The 19,707-nt window shown below is 72.3% G+C and carries 16 protein-coding genes; 8 read left to right on the top strand and 8 right to left on the bottom strand.

Annotated elements, in window-relative coordinates:
- Nucleotides 1-17: 17 nt before the first annotated feature.
- The 3 genes from ACWD5Q_RS27605 (at nucleotide 18) to ACWD5Q_RS27595 (ending at nucleotide 3,551) form a co-directional block, all read left to right on the top strand.
- Nucleotides 18-1,160 (top strand): WD40/YVTN/BNR-like repeat-containing protein, encoded by a 1,143-nt coding sequence (locus tag ACWD5Q_RS27605; RefSeq protein ID WP_451429756.1) that lies wholly within the window; start codon nucleotides 18-20, stop codon nucleotides 1,158-1,160.
- A gap of 199 nt (nucleotides 1,161-1,359) precedes the next feature.
- Nucleotides 1,360-2,037 (top strand): uracil-DNA glycosylase, encoded by a 678-nt coding sequence (locus tag ACWD5Q_RS27600; protein ID WP_451429755.1) that lies wholly within the window; start codon nucleotides 1,360-1,362, stop codon nucleotides 2,035-2,037.
- A 590-nt stretch (nucleotides 2,038-2,627) separates the two neighbouring features.
- Nucleotides 2,628-3,551, top strand: a complete 924-nt coding sequence (locus ACWD5Q_RS27595; protein ID WP_451429754.1) for a sirohydrochlorin chelatase — start codon at nucleotides 2,628-2,630, stop codon at nucleotides 3,549-3,551.
- A gap of 134 nt (nucleotides 3,552-3,685) precedes the next feature.
- Here ACWD5Q_RS27595 and ACWD5Q_RS27590 read toward each other — a convergent pair whose 3' ends face one another.
- Both ACWD5Q_RS27590 and ACWD5Q_RS27585 read right to left on the bottom strand, forming a co-directional pair.
- A complete protein-coding gene (locus ACWD5Q_RS27590; RefSeq protein WP_451429753.1) occupies nucleotides 3,686-4,705 on the bottom strand; it encodes a lactonase family protein in 1,020 nt (339 codons plus the stop codon).
- Nucleotides 4,706-4,783: 78 nt separating this feature from the next.
- The gene (locus tag ACWD5Q_RS27585; RefSeq protein ID WP_451429752.1) at nucleotides 4,784-6,268 is read right to left on the bottom strand and encodes an FUSC family protein; all 1,485 of its coding nucleotides are present in this window, start codon (nucleotides 6,266-6,268) and stop codon (nucleotides 4,784-4,786) included.
- Nucleotides 6,269-6,496: 228 nt separating this feature from the next.
- Here ACWD5Q_RS27585 and ACWD5Q_RS27580 point away from each other — a divergent pair, with 228 nt between their 5' ends.
- Entirely contained in the window at nucleotides 6,497-6,973 is a 477-nt protein-coding gene (locus ACWD5Q_RS27580; RefSeq protein WP_451429751.1) for an Lrp/AsnC family transcriptional regulator, read from the top strand.
- A gap of 77 nt (nucleotides 6,974-7,050) precedes the next feature.
- On the opposite strand, the gene ACWD5Q_RS27575 is transcribed toward ACWD5Q_RS27580, so the two are convergent.
- Nucleotides 7,051-7,851, bottom strand: coding sequence for a LysR substrate-binding domain-containing protein (locus ACWD5Q_RS27575; RefSeq protein WP_451429750.1), 801 nt, complete (start codon nucleotides 7,849-7,851; stop codon nucleotides 7,051-7,053).
- 58 nt (nucleotides 7,852-7,909) lie between these two features.
- On the opposite strand from ACWD5Q_RS27575, the gene ACWD5Q_RS27570 reads away from it, so the two are divergent.
- Entirely contained in the window at nucleotides 7,910-8,314 is a 405-nt protein-coding gene (locus ACWD5Q_RS27570) for a DUF5997 family protein (protein ID WP_451429749.1), read from the top strand.
- 179 nt (nucleotides 8,315-8,493) lie between these two features.
- Here ACWD5Q_RS27570 and ACWD5Q_RS27565 read toward each other — a convergent pair whose 3' ends face one another.
- Nucleotides 8,494-9,333 carry an SDR family oxidoreductase gene (locus ACWD5Q_RS27565; protein WP_451429748.1) on the bottom strand — a complete coding sequence of 280 codons (840 nt, stop codon included), beginning with the start codon at nucleotides 9,331-9,333 and terminating at the stop codon, nucleotides 8,494-8,496.
- A 259-nt stretch (nucleotides 9,334-9,592) separates the two neighbouring features.
- Here ACWD5Q_RS27565 and ACWD5Q_RS27560 point away from each other — a divergent pair, with 259 nt between their 5' ends.
- Both ACWD5Q_RS27560 and ACWD5Q_RS27555 read left to right on the top strand, forming a co-directional pair.
- Nucleotides 9,593-11,470 carry a glycoside hydrolase family 15 protein gene (locus tag ACWD5Q_RS27560; RefSeq protein WP_451429747.1) on the top strand — a complete coding sequence of 626 codons (1,878 nt, stop codon included), beginning with the start codon at nucleotides 9,593-9,595 and terminating at the stop codon, nucleotides 11,468-11,470.
- Nucleotides 11,471-11,677: 207 nt separating this feature from the next.
- Complete coding sequence (locus tag ACWD5Q_RS27555) at nucleotides 11,678-13,849, top strand: hypothetical protein (protein ID WP_451429746.1); 2,172 nt, start codon at nucleotides 11,678-11,680, stop codon at nucleotides 13,847-13,849.
- Between the two features lie 118 nt (nucleotides 13,850-13,967).
- Here the strand turns inward: ACWD5Q_RS27555 and ACWD5Q_RS27550 are convergent, their stop codons facing one another.
- From ACWD5Q_RS27550 to ACWD5Q_RS27535, 4 genes are read right to left on the bottom strand one after another with little or no spacing between them, the layout of a single operon-like run.
- Nucleotides 13,968-15,110, bottom strand: a complete 1,143-nt coding sequence (locus ACWD5Q_RS27550) for an XdhC family protein (RefSeq protein ID WP_451429745.1) — start codon at nucleotides 15,108-15,110, stop codon at nucleotides 13,968-13,970.
- Nucleotides 15,103-17,241, bottom strand: a complete 2,139-nt coding sequence (locus ACWD5Q_RS27545) for a xanthine dehydrogenase family protein molybdopterin-binding subunit (RefSeq protein WP_451429744.1) — start codon at nucleotides 17,239-17,241, stop codon at nucleotides 15,103-15,105. The genes ACWD5Q_RS27550 and ACWD5Q_RS27545 overlap by 8 nt, the downstream gene beginning before the upstream one ends.
- Nucleotides 17,238-18,230 (bottom strand): FAD binding domain-containing protein, encoded by a 993-nt coding sequence (locus ACWD5Q_RS27540; protein ID WP_451429743.1) that lies wholly within the window; start codon nucleotides 18,228-18,230, stop codon nucleotides 17,238-17,240. The genes ACWD5Q_RS27545 and ACWD5Q_RS27540 overlap by 4 nt, the downstream gene beginning before the upstream one ends.
- Nucleotides 18,227-18,799, bottom strand: coding sequence for a 2Fe-2S iron-sulfur cluster-binding protein (locus ACWD5Q_RS27535; RefSeq protein WP_451429742.1), 573 nt, complete (start codon nucleotides 18,797-18,799; stop codon nucleotides 18,227-18,229). Before ACWD5Q_RS27535 ends, ACWD5Q_RS27540 begins: the two co-directional genes overlap by 4 nt.
- A gap of 287 nt (nucleotides 18,800-19,086) precedes the next feature.
- On the opposite strand from ACWD5Q_RS27535, the gene ACWD5Q_RS27530 reads away from it, so the two are divergent.
- Nucleotides 19,087-19,665: a TetR/AcrR family transcriptional regulator gene (locus ACWD5Q_RS27530; RefSeq protein ID WP_451429741.1), complete on the top strand. Its 579-nt coding sequence runs from the start codon at nucleotides 19,087-19,089 to the stop codon at nucleotides 19,663-19,665.
- The last annotated feature ends 42 nt before the right edge of the window (nucleotides 19,666-19,707 follow it).

Below are 19,707 nucleotides of genomic sequence, written 5' to 3'. Positions count from 1 at the left end.
TCCCGGGGTGACTGTCAGTGCCTGGGTGCAGACTGGCCCGTGTCTGGAACAACGACGTTTCGGAGGTGGTCGGCATGACCGAGGTACTGCTCACCGTGGGCACCCGCAAAGGACTGTTCATCGCGCGGCGACGGGGCGGCGCATGGGAGTTCGACGAAAGTCCGTACTTCAACGCGCAGGCGATCTACTCCATCGCCATCGATACCCGCGGTGCGACCCCGCGCCTGCTGGCCGGAGGGGACAGCGCGCACTGGGGACCGTCCGTCTTCCACTCCGACGACCTGGGCCGCACCTGGACCGAGCCGGCCCGGCCCGCCGTCAAGTTCCCCCAGGGCACCGGCGCTTCGCTGGAGCGCGTATGGCAGTTGCACCCGGCGGCCGCGGAGCCGGACGTCGTGTACGCGGGCACGGAGCCGGCCGCGCTCTACCGCTCGGAGGACCGCGGCGAGAGCTTCGAACTGGTGCGTCCGCTGTGGGAGCACCCGACGCGTGGCAGATGGGTGCCGGGCGGCGGTGGCGAGGGCCTGCACACGGTGGTGACCGACAGCCGCGACCCGCAGGCCGTGACGGTCGCCGTGTCGACGGCCGGGGTGTTCCGGACCCGGGACGGCGGCGCGAGCTGGGAGCCGTCCAACTCGGGGGTGTCCGCGGTCTTCCTGCCCGATCCGAACCCGGAGTTCGGCCAGTGCGTCCACAAGATCGCGCAGGACGCGGCGGTCCCGGACCGGCTGTATCTGCAGAACCACTGGGGGGTGTACAGAAGCGACGACGGGGGCGCACGCTGGACGGACATCGGGGACGGGCTGCCCTCCACGTTCGGATTCGCCGCGGCCACCCATCCGCATCGCGGGGACACGGCGTATGTCTTCCCCATCAACGCGGACGCGGACCGGGTTCCGGCCGGCCACCGGTGCCGCGTCTTCCGGACGGCGGACGCGGGCAGGAGCTGGGAGCCGCTCACGGCCGGCCTGCCCGACGAGGACCATTACGGCACGGTGCTGCGCGACGCCCTGTGTACGGACGACGGAGATCCCGCGGGCGTGTACTTCGGCAATCGCAACGGCGAGTTGTACGCATCGGCGGACGACGGCGACAGCTGGCGGCAGCTCGCCTCCCATCTGCCGGACGTGCTGTGTGTACGGGCGGCGGTGATCGCCTGATCCGGCACCGGCAGGACGGCGGCCCCGGCGCCCCCTGGCCGGCCGGACGACGACTCCTGAGACAACCCTGGAGAGGAAGGACTTACGCTCGGTCACATCCGCACATCCCGTGCCCCGTTCGTGACTCACACGATCATTCCCGGTCGGCCTCGGGCCACCGGTTGATCATCGGCGTGCGACCGGCAGTAGGGTGACGCCCGTGGCACCACGACCGTTGCATGAGATCGTCGAACCCGGCTGGGCGAAGGCCCTGGAACCCGTGGCCGGAAGGATCGCCGAGATGGGCGACTTCCTGCGCACGGAGATCGCCGCGGGGCGTACCTACCTCCCCGCCGGGCCGAATGTCCTGCGGGCCTTCCAGCAGCCCTTCGACGACGTTCGCGTCCTGATCGTCGGACAGGATCCGTACCCGACCCCGGGACACGCGGTGGGACTGTCGTTCTCGGTCGCCCCGGACGTCCGTCCGCTGCCGGGCAGCCTGATCAACATCTTCCGGGAGCTGAACACCGACCTGGGCCTGCCTCAGCCGTCCAACGGCGATCTCACGCCCTGGACCCAGCAGGGCGTGCTGTTGCTCAACAGGGCGCTGACCACGGCTCCGCGCCGTCCCGCGGCACACCGGGGGAAGGGCTGGGAAGAGGTCACCGAGCAGGCGATCCGCGCGCTGGCGGCACGTGGCAAGCCCCTGGTGTCCATTCTGTGGGGCCGAGACGCCCGCAATCTGCGGCCCCTGCTCGGCGAGTTGCCGTCGGTCGAGTCCGCGCACCCGTCCCCGATGTCGGCGGACCGGGGCTTCTTCGGCTCACGCCCGTTCAGCCGCGCCAACGACCTGTTGCTCAGGCAGGGCGCACAGCCGGTGGACTGGCGCCTGCCGTGACACCGCCGGGCCCTGCGGCCGACACGGCGGCGGGCACGGACACAACGGCGCCGCAGACCGTCCGCACCGTGGACTCGGGAGGTACGGGCCTGCGAGTCGCCCTTGCCCGCGCGGCCATGGTCCGGTCTCGGTCGCGACGGACCCCCTCACGTCCGGGGAAAGGCCGCGCACCCTCCTCCGGCAGCCCTCGAGTCGCCCTGAGCGGTGGCCGGTTCGGTATGCGGGGCCCGGTCCTCGTCCCGCCGCCTCGCAGCGCCGCCGCGGAAGGAGTTGGCGCATCGGCTTCCGCACGCTCCGCCGGTCCCTGCCGAGTGCGACCCGCCGCGCGGGGCCGTGCGGATCGCACTCGCCCCGGCGGACGATGCGCTCCAACTGCCCTGCGACGAACGACCGCCGTACGTCGTGACCGAAAAAGGCGAGTGGTCTCCTTTGCCGGGAGTGGGATGATAATCGCGGTGCGTGACGGGAAAGTCGCACCGTATCGATCACTTCTCATCCGTACGTAACTCATCCGACAAAACCGGACGGATACCGCTCACCTGCACCCTCCCCGAACAGGGAAGCCCACAAAGCCAGTAGCATGCGGCGCCATGAGCTCCCCCACTGGGCCGGCATCCGGCCTGCCTGTACGAATGCCGCGACCCCGCCAGCCCGGGCGGCACCGCCGCCCCGAGCCGCTGGCGGCTCCCGAAGGCGCGCCCGCGCTCGTCCTCGCGGTGCCGGGCACGCCCAGCGCCGCCACGCGCAGCCTCGCCGAGGAGGTCGTGAGCATCGCGCGTTCCGAGCTGCCCGGTCTCGACGCGCAGATCGGTTACGTGGACGGGGACGACTCCGAGTTCCCCACGCTGCAGTCGGTCCTCACCCAGGCCGCCGAGGCGCGCACCGCCCGCTACGAGCAGGCGGTCGCGGCCGGCGTGGAGACCAAGGCGCCCGAGGGTCCCGTCGCCATCGTGGTGCCCCTGCTGGCCGGTCCGGACAGCGCGCTGCTGCGCCGGATCCGCCAGGCCGTGATGGACAGTCGCGTCGCGGCCGAGCTCACCGATGTGCTCGGCCCGCACCCGCTGCTCGCCGAGGCGCTGCACGTGCGCCTGTCGGAGGCCGGTCTGGCCCGCGCCGACCGTGCCCGTCTGTTCACCGTGGCGACGGCCGCCGACGGCATCATCCTCGCGACCGTCGGCGGCGAGGAGGCCGTGCAGGCGGCCGGGATCACCGGCATGCTGCTGGCCGCCCGTCTCGCCGTGCCGGTGATGGCGGCTGCGCTGGACCAGGAGGGCTCGATCGCGGGCATCGCCGAGCAGTTGCGCTCATCGGGTTCTCAGCAGCTCGCGCTCGCTCCGTATCTGATCGGCCCGGAGCTGGAGGCCGGTCTGCTGAACGCGGCCGCCGAGGAGGCGGGCTGCCCCACCGCCGAGGCCCTGGGCGCGTATCCGGCGATCGGCAAGCTGACGCTCGCCAAGTACATGACGGCGCTCGGCATCGCCCCGCAGCAGCCGCAGGGCGCACCGGTCCGCTGAGCCCCGCACCAGAGCACCTGTACGGCCAAGGAGCCCGCTTCCCTCACAGGAGCGGGCCCTTGGCTTCGCCGGCCCGGGGGCCCGTTGCCCTACCGGTGCACAGGACGGCTGTCGAGGGCACAGGAGAGCCCTGGTCAGCGGAAGACGACGCAGGAGGCCGCCGGCGCCTCCACCGAACCGCCACGCCGCGGCAGGCCGGTCTCCCTGTTCAGCGCGAACCAGGTCACGTCCCCGGACCGTTCGTTGGCGACGTAGAGGAACCCTTTCGACAGGGCGATCGCCCGCGGCCAGATGCCCCCGCACGGCACCGCGGCCACCGGCCGCAGCCCGTCGCCCTCGACGGCGAGCACGGACAGCAGGTCCTGTCCCCGGGTCGCGGTCCATACGAAGCGCCCGTCGGGCGAGGCGACGATTCCCGACGGGTAGGCGTCGCCCATGGGCGGTTCGGGCAGCACCGGCGTCTCGGCGACCGGTTCGAGGACTCCCGCCCCGGCGTCCCAGCGGCAGACGGTGACGGTCGGCGTCAGCTCGTTCAGGACGTAGGCGCGGTCGCCGTCCGGATGGAAGACCAGCTGGCGCGGGCCCGACCCGGCGGGCAGTGGCGTCTCGCGGTGCAGCAGCACGGCCCCGTCCCGAAGTACGCACACGCGGACGGAGTCCGTGCCCAGGTCGACGCTGACCACCCAGCGACCGCTCGGGTCGGGCTGTACCTGATGGGCGTGGGGACCCTCCTGTAGCCGCGGAACGGGCCCCGCGCCCCGATGCCGGAGCACGCCGGACGCGCGGTCCGCCAGGGTTCCCTCGGCGCGCAGGGGGACGGCGGTGACGCTGCCGGAGCCGTAGTCGGCGGTCAGGACATGACCGTCGTGCAGGCTCAGATGCGTGGGTTCGCCGCCGACGCGGACCGGCGGACCGGCGGGTTCGAGCCGGTGATCGTCGAGACGGTACGCGGCGACCGCACCGTCGGGTGCCTCGCTGACCGCGTACAGCATCTCCCCGGACAGGGCCAGGTAAGACGGGTCGGGCAGCCCGTTCAGGGCGCTGAGGACGGTCAGGGCTCCGCTGTCCGGATCGACTTCGGCCGTGAGGATGCCGCGCCCTCCCGCCGTGGTGAACGAGCCGATGTACGCCCGCCGCCCGCCGCCGTCCGCCACTGCCGTCCCCTCTCGTCGACGCGCTGCCGGGACGACCGTAGCAGTAGGTCTAGACCAAGGGGCGGCGTGCGGGAAAAGTCAGGCCTGGGCCGGCGACGAGCCGCGCAGCGGCGCGGCCAGTGCGAGCAGGGCCCGTTCCAGGCCGTGGAGGTGGCCGAGCGCCTGCTTGGCGCCCGGGTGGTGGCCGGGGGCACCCGGGTGCGCCGCGAGCACGCGCTCCGGGACCGCGCCGAGCAGTGCCTCCACCGCGGCCTCGACACGCCGGCACGCGGCGGTGAGGCGTGCGTCGTGCGAGGCGTCGGGGTCGGCTGCCACGGCCACCAGGCCGCGGGTCTCCCGGGCGCACATGTCGAGCAGGGCGAGCACCTGCCGGGCCCGGGCCTTGCGGGCCCGCAGCGGGTTCAGCGGGTGCACCAGCGGTGCGAGGGCCTGCCGCACCCGCCTCAGCAGCGCCTCCAGCTCGGCGGCGCGGAACGCGGGGTCCGCCTCTGTGTCGCCCGCGAGCCGCCGCGCCGCCGCTGCGGTGCAGCCGTGCACGGCGTGCACGGCCCGGCGCACCCATCGGTCGGTGACCGCGTGGGTGGTGATCGGCAGGACGAGCACGACGGCGAGCGCGGCGCCGAGCGCCCCGACGCCCGTCTCCGCGAGGCGCAGACCGAGCAGACCGGGGCGCAGGACGCCGAGCAGCCCGTACAGCAGGCCCGCCATGACGGTGACGAAGAACATCATCCAGCTGTAGGACGGCGCAGCCGTGTAGAAGATCCCGAACACGCAGGCGGCGATGAGCGCGGCCGTGGGCGCGGGGGCGCCGTGCAGCGGCACGGCGACCAGCAGCCCGGCGACGATGCCGGTGACCGTGCCGACGACCCGCCGGAAGCCGCGGACCAGCGTCTCGCCGCGCGAGGCGGTGTTCACGAAGATCCACCAGGTGGTGCCGACGGCCCAGTACCAGCGCTCGTACGACAGCGCCTGGCCCACGACGACCGCGAAGGCACAGGCGGCCGTCGCCTGGAAGGCCTGCCGGGTGGCGGGCCGGGCCAGGCCTCGCCCGTCGAGCGGCGCGGGTACGGCGGGCAGCGGCGTACGGCGCTCGACGCACCACAGAAACCGGACCGCCGCCGCGGCGGCCAGCGACAGCGCCACGGCCGCGCACAGCTCCGGCAGCCGATCCGGGACGGCGTGCAGGAACTGCGCGACGAAGAACGTCATGAAGGCGAAGATGCCGAGCGCGTTGCCCCGCGGACCCCAGCGGCGGGCGTACACACCGGCGAAGACCACCACGAGCCATGCCGCGTCCCGCACCGCCGGCACCCCGTGCAGGACGGTCGCGACCGCGAGGACGGGCAGGCCGACGACGGGCAGCAGCGCGGTGGTGACCGCCTGGCCCCGCACCGTCGGGTCGGCGACCGTGAACAGCGCGAGAAGCGCGGCGAGCCCGCCGGTGATCGAGGCGGGCAGGGACAGCCCGGCCGACGCGCACGCGGTCACGGCGACGCCGATGCCGAGGACCGCGCGCAGCGAGACCCGCAGCCGGAACAGCCCCGGATCCGGAGCCATGAACATCTTCTTCACCGTGGGAAATCCGCCCCCCGCGTGTCTGTGTGCCGCCCGGACATGGGAATGGCGCCGCGGGCACGGTTTCCGGCTTCGTCACCGGTCCTGCGCTGCGCGGCGCCATTGATGGCCCCAAGGAAAGCATCAGCAGGGAAGTGGCTCAAGCGGCTGGCCGCCCACTGAGCCATTGGTACAGTCGTGCCAGATCCAGCCGGGCACCAGGGAGGCCAACGGACCATGGCCGTGGACGGACTCGACACCCGTATCCTGCGGCTGCTGATTCAGCAGCCGCGCACTAGCGTGCGGGAGTACGCGCGGATCCTGGGCATCGCGCGCGGCACCCTCCAGGCCCGGCTGGACCGCCTGGAGCGCGACGGAGTGATCACCGGTACGGGCCCTTCCCTGTCCCCCGCCGCGCTCGGCCACCCGGTGCTCGCGTTCGTGCACATCGAGGTCACCCAGGGGCACCTGGACGACGTGGGCGACGCGCTCGCGGCCGTGCCGGAGATCGTCGAGGCGTTCTCGATCACCGGGGGCGGTGATCTGATGACCCGGGTCGTGGCGCGGGACAACGAGCACCTTGAGGACGTGATCCAGACACTGATCAGCCTGCCGGGGGTCGTGCGCACCCGCACGGAGGTGGCGCTGCGCGAGCGCGTGCCGCACCGGCTGCTGCCGCTGGTGGAGTCGATCGGCCGCACGGCCCCGACCTGACCGCCCCGGACGGCCGGGCCACCCGTTGTGCGACACCTCGAGTGGCGTCCCCGCCGACCACGATCGGCGCCGGGCGTCTACGAGCGGCGGCGGGGCTTGCCGCGCCGGTTGCTGGCCTGGGATCCGCCGGAACCGCTCCGCGCGCTCCGGCCCGTCGGCTTCCCCGACCTTCCGGACTTCCCCGCCGTCTTGCCCGCCGCGGGCTGGCGCCGGGCGCCGGCCGTGTCGGGGCGCGTCTGCTGGGGCTGCGCGCCGGCCTGAGCCGGAGTGCGCCCCCGCGTGCTGTTCACCGTCCGCCCGCGCACGATCCCGATGAAGTCCTCGACCAGGTCCGTGGTCGCGTCCTCCGGCCAGGCGAGGGCCACGCCCGACTGGGGGGCGTCCACGACGGGCCGGTAGGTGACGTCCCGGCGGTGATACAGCCGCGCCAGCGACTGCGGGACGACGAGAACCCCCACACCTGCCGCCACCAGCTCGATCGCGTCCTCCGTCGTGGCGGGCCGCTCGAACGCGGGCCGCCCCGGCGGCTGCTCCCAGCCCAGGACGTCGTCGAGGGGGTGGAACAGGACCTCGTCGGCGAGGTCTCCCAGGGACACCTCGTCCACGGCTGTCACCAGGTGCTCCTTGGGGACGACGACGACCGTCGTCTCGGTGTAGAGGGGGATCGCGCTGAAGAAGGTGCGGTCCACCGGCAGCCGGACGAGCCCCGCGTCGGCCGCCCGGTCGCGCAGTACCTCAGGGGCCTGTGCCGCCGGCACCTGGAGCAGGGCCAAAGAGACATCGGGCAGGCGCTCGTTCCAGATCCGCACCCACTTGGCGGGCGTCACCCCGGGGACGTACGCGAGCCGGAACGCGGGAGGTACTTCCGAGCCTGTCACCCCGCCAGGTTACCGGGCGTGGTCAAAGGGCTCGTACCCGGCGGATAGTCTGGACACCATGAAGTCGCACCAGACCGCCCAGACGATGAAGCCCGCGACCGCGGCGAAGAAGCTGGGTGTGTACCTCCCCGCCACCCCCGCCGAGTTCCAGGAGGGTGTCGTCTCGCGCACCGAGCTGAACGAGCTCCAGGCGAATCCGCCCGAGTGGCTGCGGGAGCTGCGGCTCAACGGCCCGCACCCCCGCCCGGTGGTGGCGGAGAAGCTGGGCGTGTCCATCGCGGGTCTCGCGCGCGGCGGGGTCACGGAGCCCCTCACCACCGAGCAGATCGAGGCGCTCAAGCAGGACCGGCCCGAGTGGCTGGAGAAGGAACGCGCCACCCAGGCCGAGGTCCGCAGGGAAGCCGCCCGCATCAAGGAGAGGAACGCCGAGCGCGCGGAACAGGACCGCGGGTCGCGTTCTTGACGTCCGTCCCCCGGTCCCGCGCGACGGGCCGGGCACGGTGTACGACCTGTTCGTGGACGGCGTCCGCCACCGCCCCGGGGTGAGCCGCTTCCGGCGCAGGGCCCGGGTCGGCAGCCGGGTGCCCCGCCGGGGCTCGTAGCACGCTTGGGGGCACCCATGCCGGAGACCGCGCGTCAGCCTCAGCCTCCCGTGGCGAAGCCCGGGAACAGGGTCATACCGCCGTCGACATAGAGGGTGGCCCCGACGACGTAGTCGAGCAGGTCGGAGGCCAGCACGGCGACCGCCCGCGCGATGTCCTCCGGCTCGCCCACCCTGCCGTACGGGATCAGGTTCAGCAGGCTCGCCTCGGCCTGGGGGGTGTCCCAGGCGCTGCGGTTGATGGGGGTGCGGATCGCCCCGGGCGCGACCCCGTTGACCCGGATACGGTGCGGTGCCAGCTCCTGGGCCATGGTTTCCATCAGCATCAGGACGCCGCCCTTGGAGGCCGCGTAGTTCGCGTGGCCCGCCCAGGGGATCGTCTGGTGCACCGAGCTCATGCAGATGATCTTCCCGGCGGACGACGACACCTCGGGGACCACTCCCCGGCGCAGGAACTCCCGGGTCGCCTCCCGCGCGCACAGGAACTGCCCGGTGAGATTGACGTCCACGACCTTCTGCCACTGCGTGAGGGTCATGTCCGTGAGGCGGGCGTCCCGCTGCAGACCGGCGTTGGCGACCAGGATGTCGACGGTGCCCAGCTCCTCCACCATGCGGGACACCATGCCGACGACCTGGTCCTCCTGGGAGACGTCCGCCTGGTGGGCGTAGGCGCGCACCCCGAAGCCCTCGATCTCCCGCACCACCTGGTCCGCGGAGTCGGCGTCGGCGACGTAGTTGACGACGACGTCGGCGCCCATCCGGCCCAGACCGACGGCGGTGGCCCTGCCGATCCCGGAGTTGGCGCCGGTGACCAACGCCTTCTGTCCTTTGAGGAGCGGAACACCGCCGGTCTTCTGAGCCTCGTCCACGATGGTGCCCACGTCCGCCTCCTGTCGGTACCGCCCCGGAACACGGCCGGGACCACCTCGGCGCTCCGGCCGACCACCCCTGACCCCACCACTGCGGACGGCACTCGGCGGGCCGCGAAACCCGACTCCGGTGCGCCTTCACTCCTTCGGCGTTGCGGAAGGAGACCGTCCGACAGGGTGGTGGGGGCGGCGGTCCACCGGAGCCGCGGCCACCCGGACTCGCTGCCGGACTCGCCGTGCGCACCGCCACCTCATGAGTCACATTGGGACCATGGATCGCTATCCGCCGATCGCCGATCACGGGCTGGTGGGCGATCTGCAGACCGCCGCCCTGGTCTCCGCGCAGGGTGTCGTGGACTGGTTCGCCGCTCCGCGGTTCGACTCGCCCAGTGTCTTCGCGGCCCTGCTGGACCACGACCGAGGGGGCTACTTCCGGTGGGCACCAGTGAGCGGGGACGGCGGGACCTGGCGGCAGCTCTACTATCCGGACAGCGCCGTGCTGGTGAGCCGGTTCATGTCGGCCGACGGCGTGGGCGAAGTGATCGACTGCATGCCGATCAAGCGACCCCATCAGGCCAGTGACCGCCACACCCTGGTCCGGGCCGTGCGGACCGTGCGCGGTACGGTCCGCTTCGTCCTGGAGTGCCGTCCCCGTTTCGACTACGCGCGGGCCGCACACACCCTCGAACTGCGGGAGGACACCGCGTCCTTCCACTCCCCGGGCATCACCGCCCATCTGCAGAGCACCTTTCCGCTGCGGCGTGACGGCCAGGACGTCATCGGGGAGGTGACCCTGTCCGAAGGACAGGTCTCCGCCACGGTCCTCACCGTCTGCGAGCCGGGCGGATCCGCGCCCCCGCCGCCGACCGAGGAGCAACTGTCCCGCGAGATCTGGCAGACCATCGGCTTCTGGCAGCGCTGGGTCCGCACCTGCCGCTACCGAGGACGCTGGCCGGACATGGTGCACCGCTCGGCCATCACGCTGAAACTGCTCACCTACGCCCCCACCGGAGCCCCGATCGCCGCGGCCACCATGGGCCTGCCGGAACAGATCGGCGGGGAACGCAACTGGGACTACCGCTACACCTGGGTCCGCGACGGTTCCCTGTCCGTGCGCGCCCTGCTCGACCTCGGCTTCGTCGAGGAGGCGAACGCCTTCGTCCACTGGCTGGGAGACCGGCTGCACGACCAGGCGGGGCCCGACGGAGAACCCCTCCAGATCATGTACCGGGTGGACGGGGACCCCCGGCTGCCCGAGGAGATCCTCGGACATCTGGAGGGCTATCACGGCTCCTCACCGGTCCGGGCCGGCAACGCCGCCGCCGACCAGCTCCAGCTGGACATCTACGGCGAGGCCCTGTACGCGCTGTCCGAGAGCCGCAAGATCGGCACACATGTGGGCTACCACGGCTGGAAGGGACTGAGCCGGACCCTGGACTGGCTAGCCGACTCCTGGGACCGGCCCGACGAGGGCATCTGGGAAACCCGCGGCGGGCGCAAGGACTTCACCTACAGCCGCGTGATGTGCTGGGTGGCGTTCGACTGCGGTCTACGGCTGGCCCAGGAGTGGCGCCGGCCGGCGGACACCGCACTGTGGACCGCCGCCCGTGACGCCATCCTCGACCAGGTCATGGAGCGCGGCTGGAACAAGGAGGAACAGGCGCTGGTCCAGCACTACGACAGCGACGTCCTGGACGCGTCGCTGCTCCTGATCCCCCGGCTGGGCTTCCTCGCCCCCCTGAGCCCGGGCTGGCTGAACACGCTGGACGCCATCGACCGCAGACTGGTCTCCGACAGCCTGGTCTACCGCTACGACCCGGCCGCCTCCCCCGACGGACTGCGCGGTGCGGAAGGCACCTTCAGCCTGTGCACCTTCCTCTACGTCGACGCCCTGACCCGCTCGGGCCAACTGGCCAAAGCGCGCTACACGTTCGAGAAGATGCAGACCTACGCCAACCACGTCGGCCTGTTCGCCGAGGAGATCGGCCCCGGCGGCGAGCAACTGGGCAACTTCCCCCAGGCCTTCACCCATCTCTCGCTCGTCATGGCCGCCTCCTCCCTCGACGACGCCCTCGACGAGGCCGCCGACCGGCCCTCCCGCCCGCCGGAAGACGAGGAAGCACCCCCATGGCGCATCACCCCCATATGAGCGATCCGCCCGCGCTCGATGGGCAGCCTCCGGCGTGTGGACGGGCGGGGAGCATGCGGGCGACCGGGGGGCGCGCGGACTGGGACGTAGAGGGGCGGTCCGGGGTGTGTGCGGCCGGGAACGTAGAGGGGCGGTCCGGGACGTCTGCGCGGCCGGGGACGAAAAACCCGAATGCACCGTCTCGCGCCGCCGTGGAATCATGCGGCGGTGATCCACCGTCTCGAACCGCTGGTCGTCCGGCACACCCACCGCCTCCCCGCCCCCACGGGGCCCTCGGGGACGGGCGACGTCGCAGCGCGGCAGTTCGACGCCGCGCTGATGTCCGTGGGCTTCAAACTCTCGGCGGACCTGCTGGAGCACCTGTCGACGCTCTCCCAGGACACGGTCGTCGACACCGCCGTGCGTACCCTGGCCACCGTCCGCGAGATGGTCGGGGACCACGTGCGGCACAACGTCTACTTCATCGACTTCCCGGCCAACGTGCCCGACACCTTCGACTTCTGGATGGGCCGCATCGCCGAGGCGCTCGACGACGACACCACGCACGAGCGCACGATGGCCCAGCTGAAGAGCGGTGTCCTGGACCTGCTCACCCTCCCGTCCTACGGCAACTACCGCCACACCTACGCCGAGATGCTCGCCGCCCACGACGAGCTGATCGCCGCGGCCGGCGACCGCATGACGGTTCTGCGGCGGGGCGGCGACCTGGCGGACGAGGTCACGGCCCTGTATCTGGCGCTGGCCGGCAGCCCCACTCCGCTCGGCGACGACGAGCTGGACGACCTGCGGATACTCGCCGAGCACTGCACCAAGGGCCCTCAGCCGGACGCGATACCGGTCCGGGAGATCCGCGCCGTCGTCAACCAGGCCCGTCTCACGGCGGGCGCGGAGCCCCTGCTGGACACCGTCACCGATGTGCTCCGCCTGGCCTGTGCGCTCTCGGGCGGTGACGTGACCCTGCGGGAACCGACGCGGTTCCGCGCGCTGCCCCGCCCGGTCCGTCGCGCCCTGCTCGCCGGCCTCGACACCGTGGTCGCCACGGCCCCGGCCAAGCTCGCCGACGTGGCGGCGCACCGCGAGGCGTGGAAGCGCCTCGGCGAACGCCTCCACCCGCACGAGTACCCTGGCCGGCCGCATGCCGCCGAGGTGTTCGCCGTCGCCCGGGGGGACAAGACCGCACGGTCCTTCGACAGCCGGGTCGAGGAGCTGCTCGACACGGGCGACGTCGTCTCGGCGACGGAGATGCTCAAGTCCGCACCCGGCAAGCTGTTCCGCGCCCTGGACCGCCTGCTGCGCACGGCGGCCACACAGGCCGAACGCGACGCCGTCATGGCCGCCGCCGAACAGGTCGCCCCCCTGGTCTCCGGCCGGGTGGTGCTGTCGGTCCGGGAGCACCTCCACAACCGCGCCGCGCAGACCGGCAAGAGCCGGCTCTTCGTCAACCGTCTCGGCCGCGCCCGGGTCGTCCCCGACACCCGGCCGGCCGTGGGAGCTGCGGAGCGCACCCGCCTGATAGCCGCCCTCGACACCGAGATACGCCGGCGCCTCCCGGCCCCCGGCCACCTGGTGGTCGACCCCGATGTGCTGGAGGTCGCGCTCCCGCTGAGCGGCCGGGCGACCACGTCCGGCCTCGGCGTACTGCCCCGCGGTTCCGTCTCCCCGGTCGACGGCGAGCTGCTGCGCTTCTTCGTCCACTGGAAGCAGACGGCCCGCCGCACCGACTACGACCTGTCGGCACTGACCCTGAACTCCGACTACTCGACCCGCTCCTGGCTGTCCTACACCAGCCTCACCGACGTCGAGGGCGAGCACTCGGGCGACATCACCGACGCCCCCGACGGCGCCTCGGAGTTCATCAATCTGCGGCTGGGCGCCGTGCGCGGCACCTTCATCGTCCCGCAGGTCCACATCTACACGGGTGAGGGCTTCGAGGAGACGGAGGAGTCGTTCTTCGGCTTCATGCTGCGCGACGCCGAACAGCGAGGCCGACCGTTCGAGCCGCGCACCGTGCGCATGAAGTCGGAGCTGCGCGGCCCCGGCCGGGTCGCGCTGCCGCTGGCGTTCCACCGCGGCCGTGACGGCCGGTGGCGCGCCCGATGGCTGCATCTCTACCTCAAGGGCGAGCCGTCGGCCAACCGGGTCGAGGAGCACCGGGTGTCGGTCGCGACGCTGCTGCGCGGCGTCATGGAGCGCGCTCCCCTGACGGTGCGCTACCTCACCGACCTGATGGCCGACGATGCCACGCGTGTGACGGTCTGGGACGGCGAGACGGTCCTGGACGGTCCGGTCACCTACATCGGCCTGGAGCGGCCCGAGGTACTGCCTCCCGGCTCCCGGGTCATCACCCCGGGAAATCTGCGCGACCTGATCCCGGACTGACTGCTACCGTTGATCGTGGCGAGGCCATGAGGGGGCTTCCTTCTCCACTCAAATCCCCTTTGATGCTAGTCCTCTCGCTTTCCTCGCCCTCGACGTCGCGCCGCCAGCGCCCGGCGCCTCAGGCGGCCACGGCGCTGCCGCGCCCGTCGCTGTCGCGGTGGATCGGCGTCCCCGAGCCGGTCAGCGGGACGCCGGTGCCGCCTCGCCGGGCCGCCACGACCTCCGCCGCGATGGACAGCGCGGTCTCCTCGGGCGTACGCGCGCCGAGATCGAGGCCGATCGGCGACCTCAGCCGGGCCAGCTCCCGCCCGCTCACGCCTGCTTCACGCAGTCGCCGGGTGCGGTCCTCGTGGGTGCGGCGCGACCCCATGGCGCCGACGTAGGCGACCTGCATCCGCAGGGCGGCCTTCAACAGTGGTATGTCGAACTTGGCGTCGTGGGTGAGCACGCACAGGACGGTGCGCCCGTCGGTCGCGGTGCGCTGGAGGTAGCGGTGCGGCCAGTCCACCACGATGTCGTCGGCCTCGGGGAAACGGGCTCGCGTGGCGAAGACGGGGCGGGCGTCGCACACGGTCACGTGGTAGCCGAGGAACGTGCCCACCCGCACCAGCGCCGCGGCGAAGTCGATCGCGCCGAAGACGATCATACGGGGCCGGGGGACGCTCGACTCGACCAGCAGTGTGAGACCGCCGGGGCAGTGCGATCCGTCCTCGGAGAGGTCGACCGTGCCGGTGCGGCCGGTGTCCAGCAGGGCCCGGGCCTCCTCCGCCGCCGTCCGGTCCAGCTCCGGATGACCCCCGAGGCCGCCTTCGACGGATCCGTCGGGGCGGACCAGCAGGGCCCTGCCGAGGAGTTCGGCCGGGCCCCGGACGATCCGCGCGAGAGCCACCGGCTCGCCTTGCACGGCCGCCGCCAACGCCGAGTGGACCACCGCCGTGGCGGGCGCCTGCGCATCGACCGGGGTGACCAGGATGTCGATGACGCCGCCGCAGGTCAGGCCGACGGCGAAGGCGTCCTCGTCGCTGTAGCCGAACCGTTCGAGGACGCTCTCTCCCTCGCTCAGCGCCTGTCGGCACAACTCGTACACCGCACCCTCGACACAGCCGCCGGAGACCGAGCCGATGACCGTTCCCTCACTGTCGACGGCGAGGGCGGCGCCGGGTTCGCGCGGCGCGCTGCCGCCGACGGCCACGACGGTCGCCACGGCGAAGGACCGGCCCTGAGCAGTCCAGCGGTTCAGCTCCTCGGCGATGTCAAGCATGTGTCGCTCCGCTGCCGCCCGACAGGACGCGATCGGGCCGGATGGGCAGGCTCCGGTGACGGACGCCGGTCGCGTGCCAGACCGCGTTGGCGATCGCCGCCGCGGCGCCCACGATGCCGATCTCGCCGACGCCCTTGATCCCGACCGGGTCGTCCGGGTCCGGGTCGTCGATCCAGTCCGCCTCGATGAGCGGCACGTCCGCGTGCGTGGCGACGTGATAGCCAGCGAGGTCGGCACCCACGTGGCCGCCCGAGTCCTGGTCCCGCACCGCCTCCTCGTGCAGGGCCATGGAGATGCCCCAGACCATGCCTCCGACGAACTGGCTGCGCGCGGTGAGCGGGTTGACCATCCGGCCCGCCGCGAAGATGCCCAGCATGCGCCGCACCCGCACCTCGCCGGTGGTGACGTCCACTGCGACCTCGGCGAACTGCGCCCCGAACGAGTGCCGCTCCTTGCGTGCGAGGGACTTGAGGACGGCGGTGGTGTCGGACCGTACCGTGATCCCCTCCGGGGGGATGTCCGCCCCGAGGGCGAGCCGTTCCCGCAGCTCACCGGCCGCGGTCTGGACGGCCCAGGCCCAGGAGCGGGTGCCCATCGAACCGCCGGCGATCATCGCCGGTCCGAAGTCGCTGTCCCCGATCCGCACCCGGACCCGGTCCGGCGTCACGTCGAGCGCGTCGGCGGCGACCAGGGTGAGCGCGGTCCGCGCGCCCGTTCCGATGTCCGCGGCGGCGATGCGCACGGTGAAGGTGCCGTCCGGTTCCGCCGTGAGGGCCGCCGTGGACGGTCCGGCCCCCGACGGGAACGAGGCGGCCGCGGTGCCGGTCCCGAGCAGCCAGCGCCCGTCGCGGCGCCGGCCCGGACGCGGATCCCGGTCCGCCCAGCCGAACCTGCGGGCACCCTCGTGGAAGCAGGCGAGCAGATTGCGGCTGCTGAACGGCAGTCCGGACACGGGGCCCCGGTCGGGCTCGTTGCGTGCGCGCAGCTCGATCGGGTCGATCCCGCACTTCTCGGCGAGTTCGTCGAGCGCGGCCTCCAGCGCGAACGATCCGGGTGCCTCGCCCGGCGCCCGCATCCAGGTCGGGGTCGGCACATCGAGCCGTACGACCCGGTTGGCCGTGTGATGGGCATCGGCGTCGTACATCACCCGGGCCGGAGCGGCGCCCGGCTCGACGAATTCGTACACGGTGGAGGTGAGGTTCAGACAGCGGTGTTCCAGCGCGCGCAGCCGCCCGTCGGCGTCGGCGCCGAGCCTGACCCGCTGTGTCGTGGGACTGCGGTAACCGGCCAGGGAGAACATCTGACGGCGGGTCATGACGACCCGGACCGGGCGCTGGAGGGCGGTCGCTGCCATCACGGCGGCCACCTGATGGGCGCGGACGCCCTTGCTGCCGAAGCCTCCGCCGATGTGCTCGGACCGCACCCGCACCGCAGCCGGGTCGAGCGAGAACAACTTCGCGAGGTCGCCCGCGACCCAGGTGGTGCCCTGGTTGGAGTCGACGACTTCGAGCCGGCCGCCGTCCCAGTGAGCCGTCGCCGCGTGCGGCTCCATCGGGTTGTGGTGCTCTTCCGGGGTGGTGTACTCGGCGTCCACGAGGACGGTGGAGGCGGCGAGCGCGGCCTGCAGGTCGCCCTTCTCCGCCACCGCCGGCATATGACCGTCCACCGGGTACGCGTCCGGGTGTCCGGCGAAGAAGGCGACGTCGTGGGGTTCCCGCTCGTAGTGCACCACGAGTGCTTCGGCGGCTTCTCTGGCCTGCTCGGACGTCTCGGCGACGACCAGCGCGACCGGCCAGCCCAGGTGCGGTATCCGGTCGTGCTGGAAGAGGGCCACGCCCGGGTCCGGCCGGATCCCGAGCGTGCCGATGAAGTCGCTGTCCACGCGGGGGGCGTTCTCGTGGTGCAGCACGGTGAGGACGCCGGGCATCGCGAGGACGGGGCCGGTCTCGACCGAGCGGAGTCGGCCGCGGGCGACGGTGGACAGGACCAGCCAGCCGTGGGCGAGCCCGGCGAAGGGGATCTCGCCCGCGTAGCGGGCGGCTCCCGTGACCTTGTCCCGGCCTTCCACACGGGTGTGCGCCGTGCCGACGGAGCCCCGCGCCGTCGTGGTACCGGTCGTGGTGGTGGTCATCGGGCGGCCTCCTCGGCGAGTTCGGTCAGCACGGCCACCACGAGATTGCGCATGAGCGTGACCTTGTATCCGTTGCGGGGCAGCGGCTTCGCCGCCGCCAGTTCGGCGTCCGCGGCGGCCGCGAACGTCTCGGGGTCGGCCGGTGCCCCGGTGAGCACCCGCTCGGCCGCCCGGGCCCGCCACGGCCGGGATGCGACCGCACCGAAGGCCAGGCGCACCTCGCGCACGACGTCGTCGCGTACGTCGAGCGCGGCGGCGATCGAACCGATCGCGAACGCGTACGAGGCACGCTCGCGCACCTTGCGGTAGCGGGAGCGGGCGGCGACCGGGGCGGGCGGCAGCGTGACGCCGGTGATCAGCGCACCCGCCGGCAGCGCGGTCTCCCGGTGCGGGGTGTCACCGACGGGCAGATAGAACTCGGTGAGCGGCAACTCGCCCGGCCCGTCCGCGGTTTCGTACGAGACCACGGCGTCGAAGGCGGTCAGCGCCACACCCATGTCCGAGGGGTGGACGGCCACGCAGTGGTCGGAAGCGCCGAGGACGGCGTGGTTGTGGTGCTCACCCTCGACGGCGGGGCAGCCGCTGCCGGGAAGGCGCTTGTTGCAGGGGCGGGTCACATCGGTGAAGTAGCCGCAACGGGTGCGCTGGAGCAGATTGCCGCCGACCGTGGCCATGTTGCGCAGTTGCCCGGAGGCGCCGGCCAGCACCGCCTGCGCCAACGCCGGGTAGTTCCGACGGACTTCGGGGTGGGCCGCGAGGTCGCTGTTGGTGACGGTCGCGCCCATGCGCAGTCCGCCCTCCGGCGTCGACTCGACTCGGTCCAGGGGTAGTTCTCGCACGTCGACGAGCCGGGCGGGCCGCTCGACGCCGGTCTTCATCAGGTCGACGAGGTTGGTGCCGCCGGCGAGGAAGCGTGCGTCCGGATCGGCACCGAGCAGCGCGACCGCACCGGCGACATCGGACACCCTCTGATAGCCGAACTCCCTCATGCCATCGCCTCCGTGGCCTCGTCGCCCGCCGCCTGGACGGCAGCAGCCCGGGCGACGGCCTGGACGATCGACACATACGCGCCGCAGCGGCACAGGTTGCCGCTCATCCGCTCCCGGATCTCGTCGGCCGTCAGTGGCGGCGGGTCCGCTTCGGGCCGTACGTCGTCGGTGACGGCGCTGGGCCAGCCCGCCGCGTGTTCCTCGATCACCGCGATGGCCGAGCAGATCTGCCCGGGAGTGCAGTAGCCGCACTGGTAGCCGTCGAAGTCGAGGAACGCCTGCTGCACCGGATGCAGCCGCTCACCCTCGGCCACGCCTTCGATGGTGGTGATCTCGCGCCCCTCGGCGGCCACCGCGAGGTGCAGACAGGAAACCGCTCGACGCCCGTCGATCAGGACCGTGCACGCACCGCACTGTCCCTGGTCACAGCCCTTCTTCGTGCCGGTCAGATCGAGACGCTCACGCAGGGCGTCGAGCAGGGTGGTGCGGTGGTCGACGGTCAGCTGGTGCTTCTCGCCGTTGATGTTCAAGGTGACGGCGCTGTACGTCGACGAGGGAGCTGGGGCCATGATCAGCCTTCTTTCGCATATCCGGGATCCGGAAGGCGTTCGAGGTGGGCGGTCCGGCAGACAGAGGAGTCAGGACGTGAGCTGACGCTTGTACAGGGGAATGCACTGGGGAAAGCACGCGCGATACGCGGCAGGGGTGACCATGACGGCGGCCCTCGCCGTTCGCACCGACCGCGTCCGCGGCTATGGTGGAGTCAACCGGACAGCTGTCCGTTAGAGCAAGAACTTAGCGGACAGCTGTCCGCTTAGCAAGACCGGGTTCGGCCAGGAGCCTGGGAGGAGGACGAGTGCAGCAGAAGAAGCACGCACCCCAGCGCTCGGACGCACAACGCAATCGCGAGCGCATCCTGGAGGTGGCACTGGCCGAGCTGACGCGCTGCGCGGACACCCCGCTGAGCGTGATCGCGAAGAAGGCGGGCGTCGGGCAGGCCACGTTCTACCGCAACTTCCCCCATCGCGAGGCGCTCGTCCTCGAGATCTACCGCCACGAGATGCAGCAGGTCGCCGACAGTGCGGCCCAGTTGCTCGGGAGCCGGGAACCCGACCGGGCACTGCGTGACTGGATGGACCGCTTCGCCGAGTTCGCCATGGCCAAGGCCGGGCTGGCGGACGCGATCCGCCAGGCGACCAGCGCTCCGGAAAGCCCGGCGAAGCCGGGCCACGCCCCGCTGACCTCCGCGGCCGAACTCCTGCTCCGCGCCAACGAGGAAGCGGGCACCATCCGCCCTGGAGTCACCACGGACGACTTCCTCCTGGCCATCGCCGGGCTCTGGCAGATCGATCCCCGCGGTGACTGGCGACCGCAGGTCACCCGGTTGCTGGACCTCGTCATGGACGGCCTGCACGCGGGAGCGCCGGGACGTTGACGTGCTCCCTGGCTAAATACGTGGACAGCTCCCCGCCGCGCC

This window comes from Streptomyces sp. NPDC002513, from assembly GCF_053595355.1.
The sequence above is the reverse complement of the archived record's forward strand: the minus strand, read 5'-3'. Positions and strand labels throughout refer to the sequence as shown.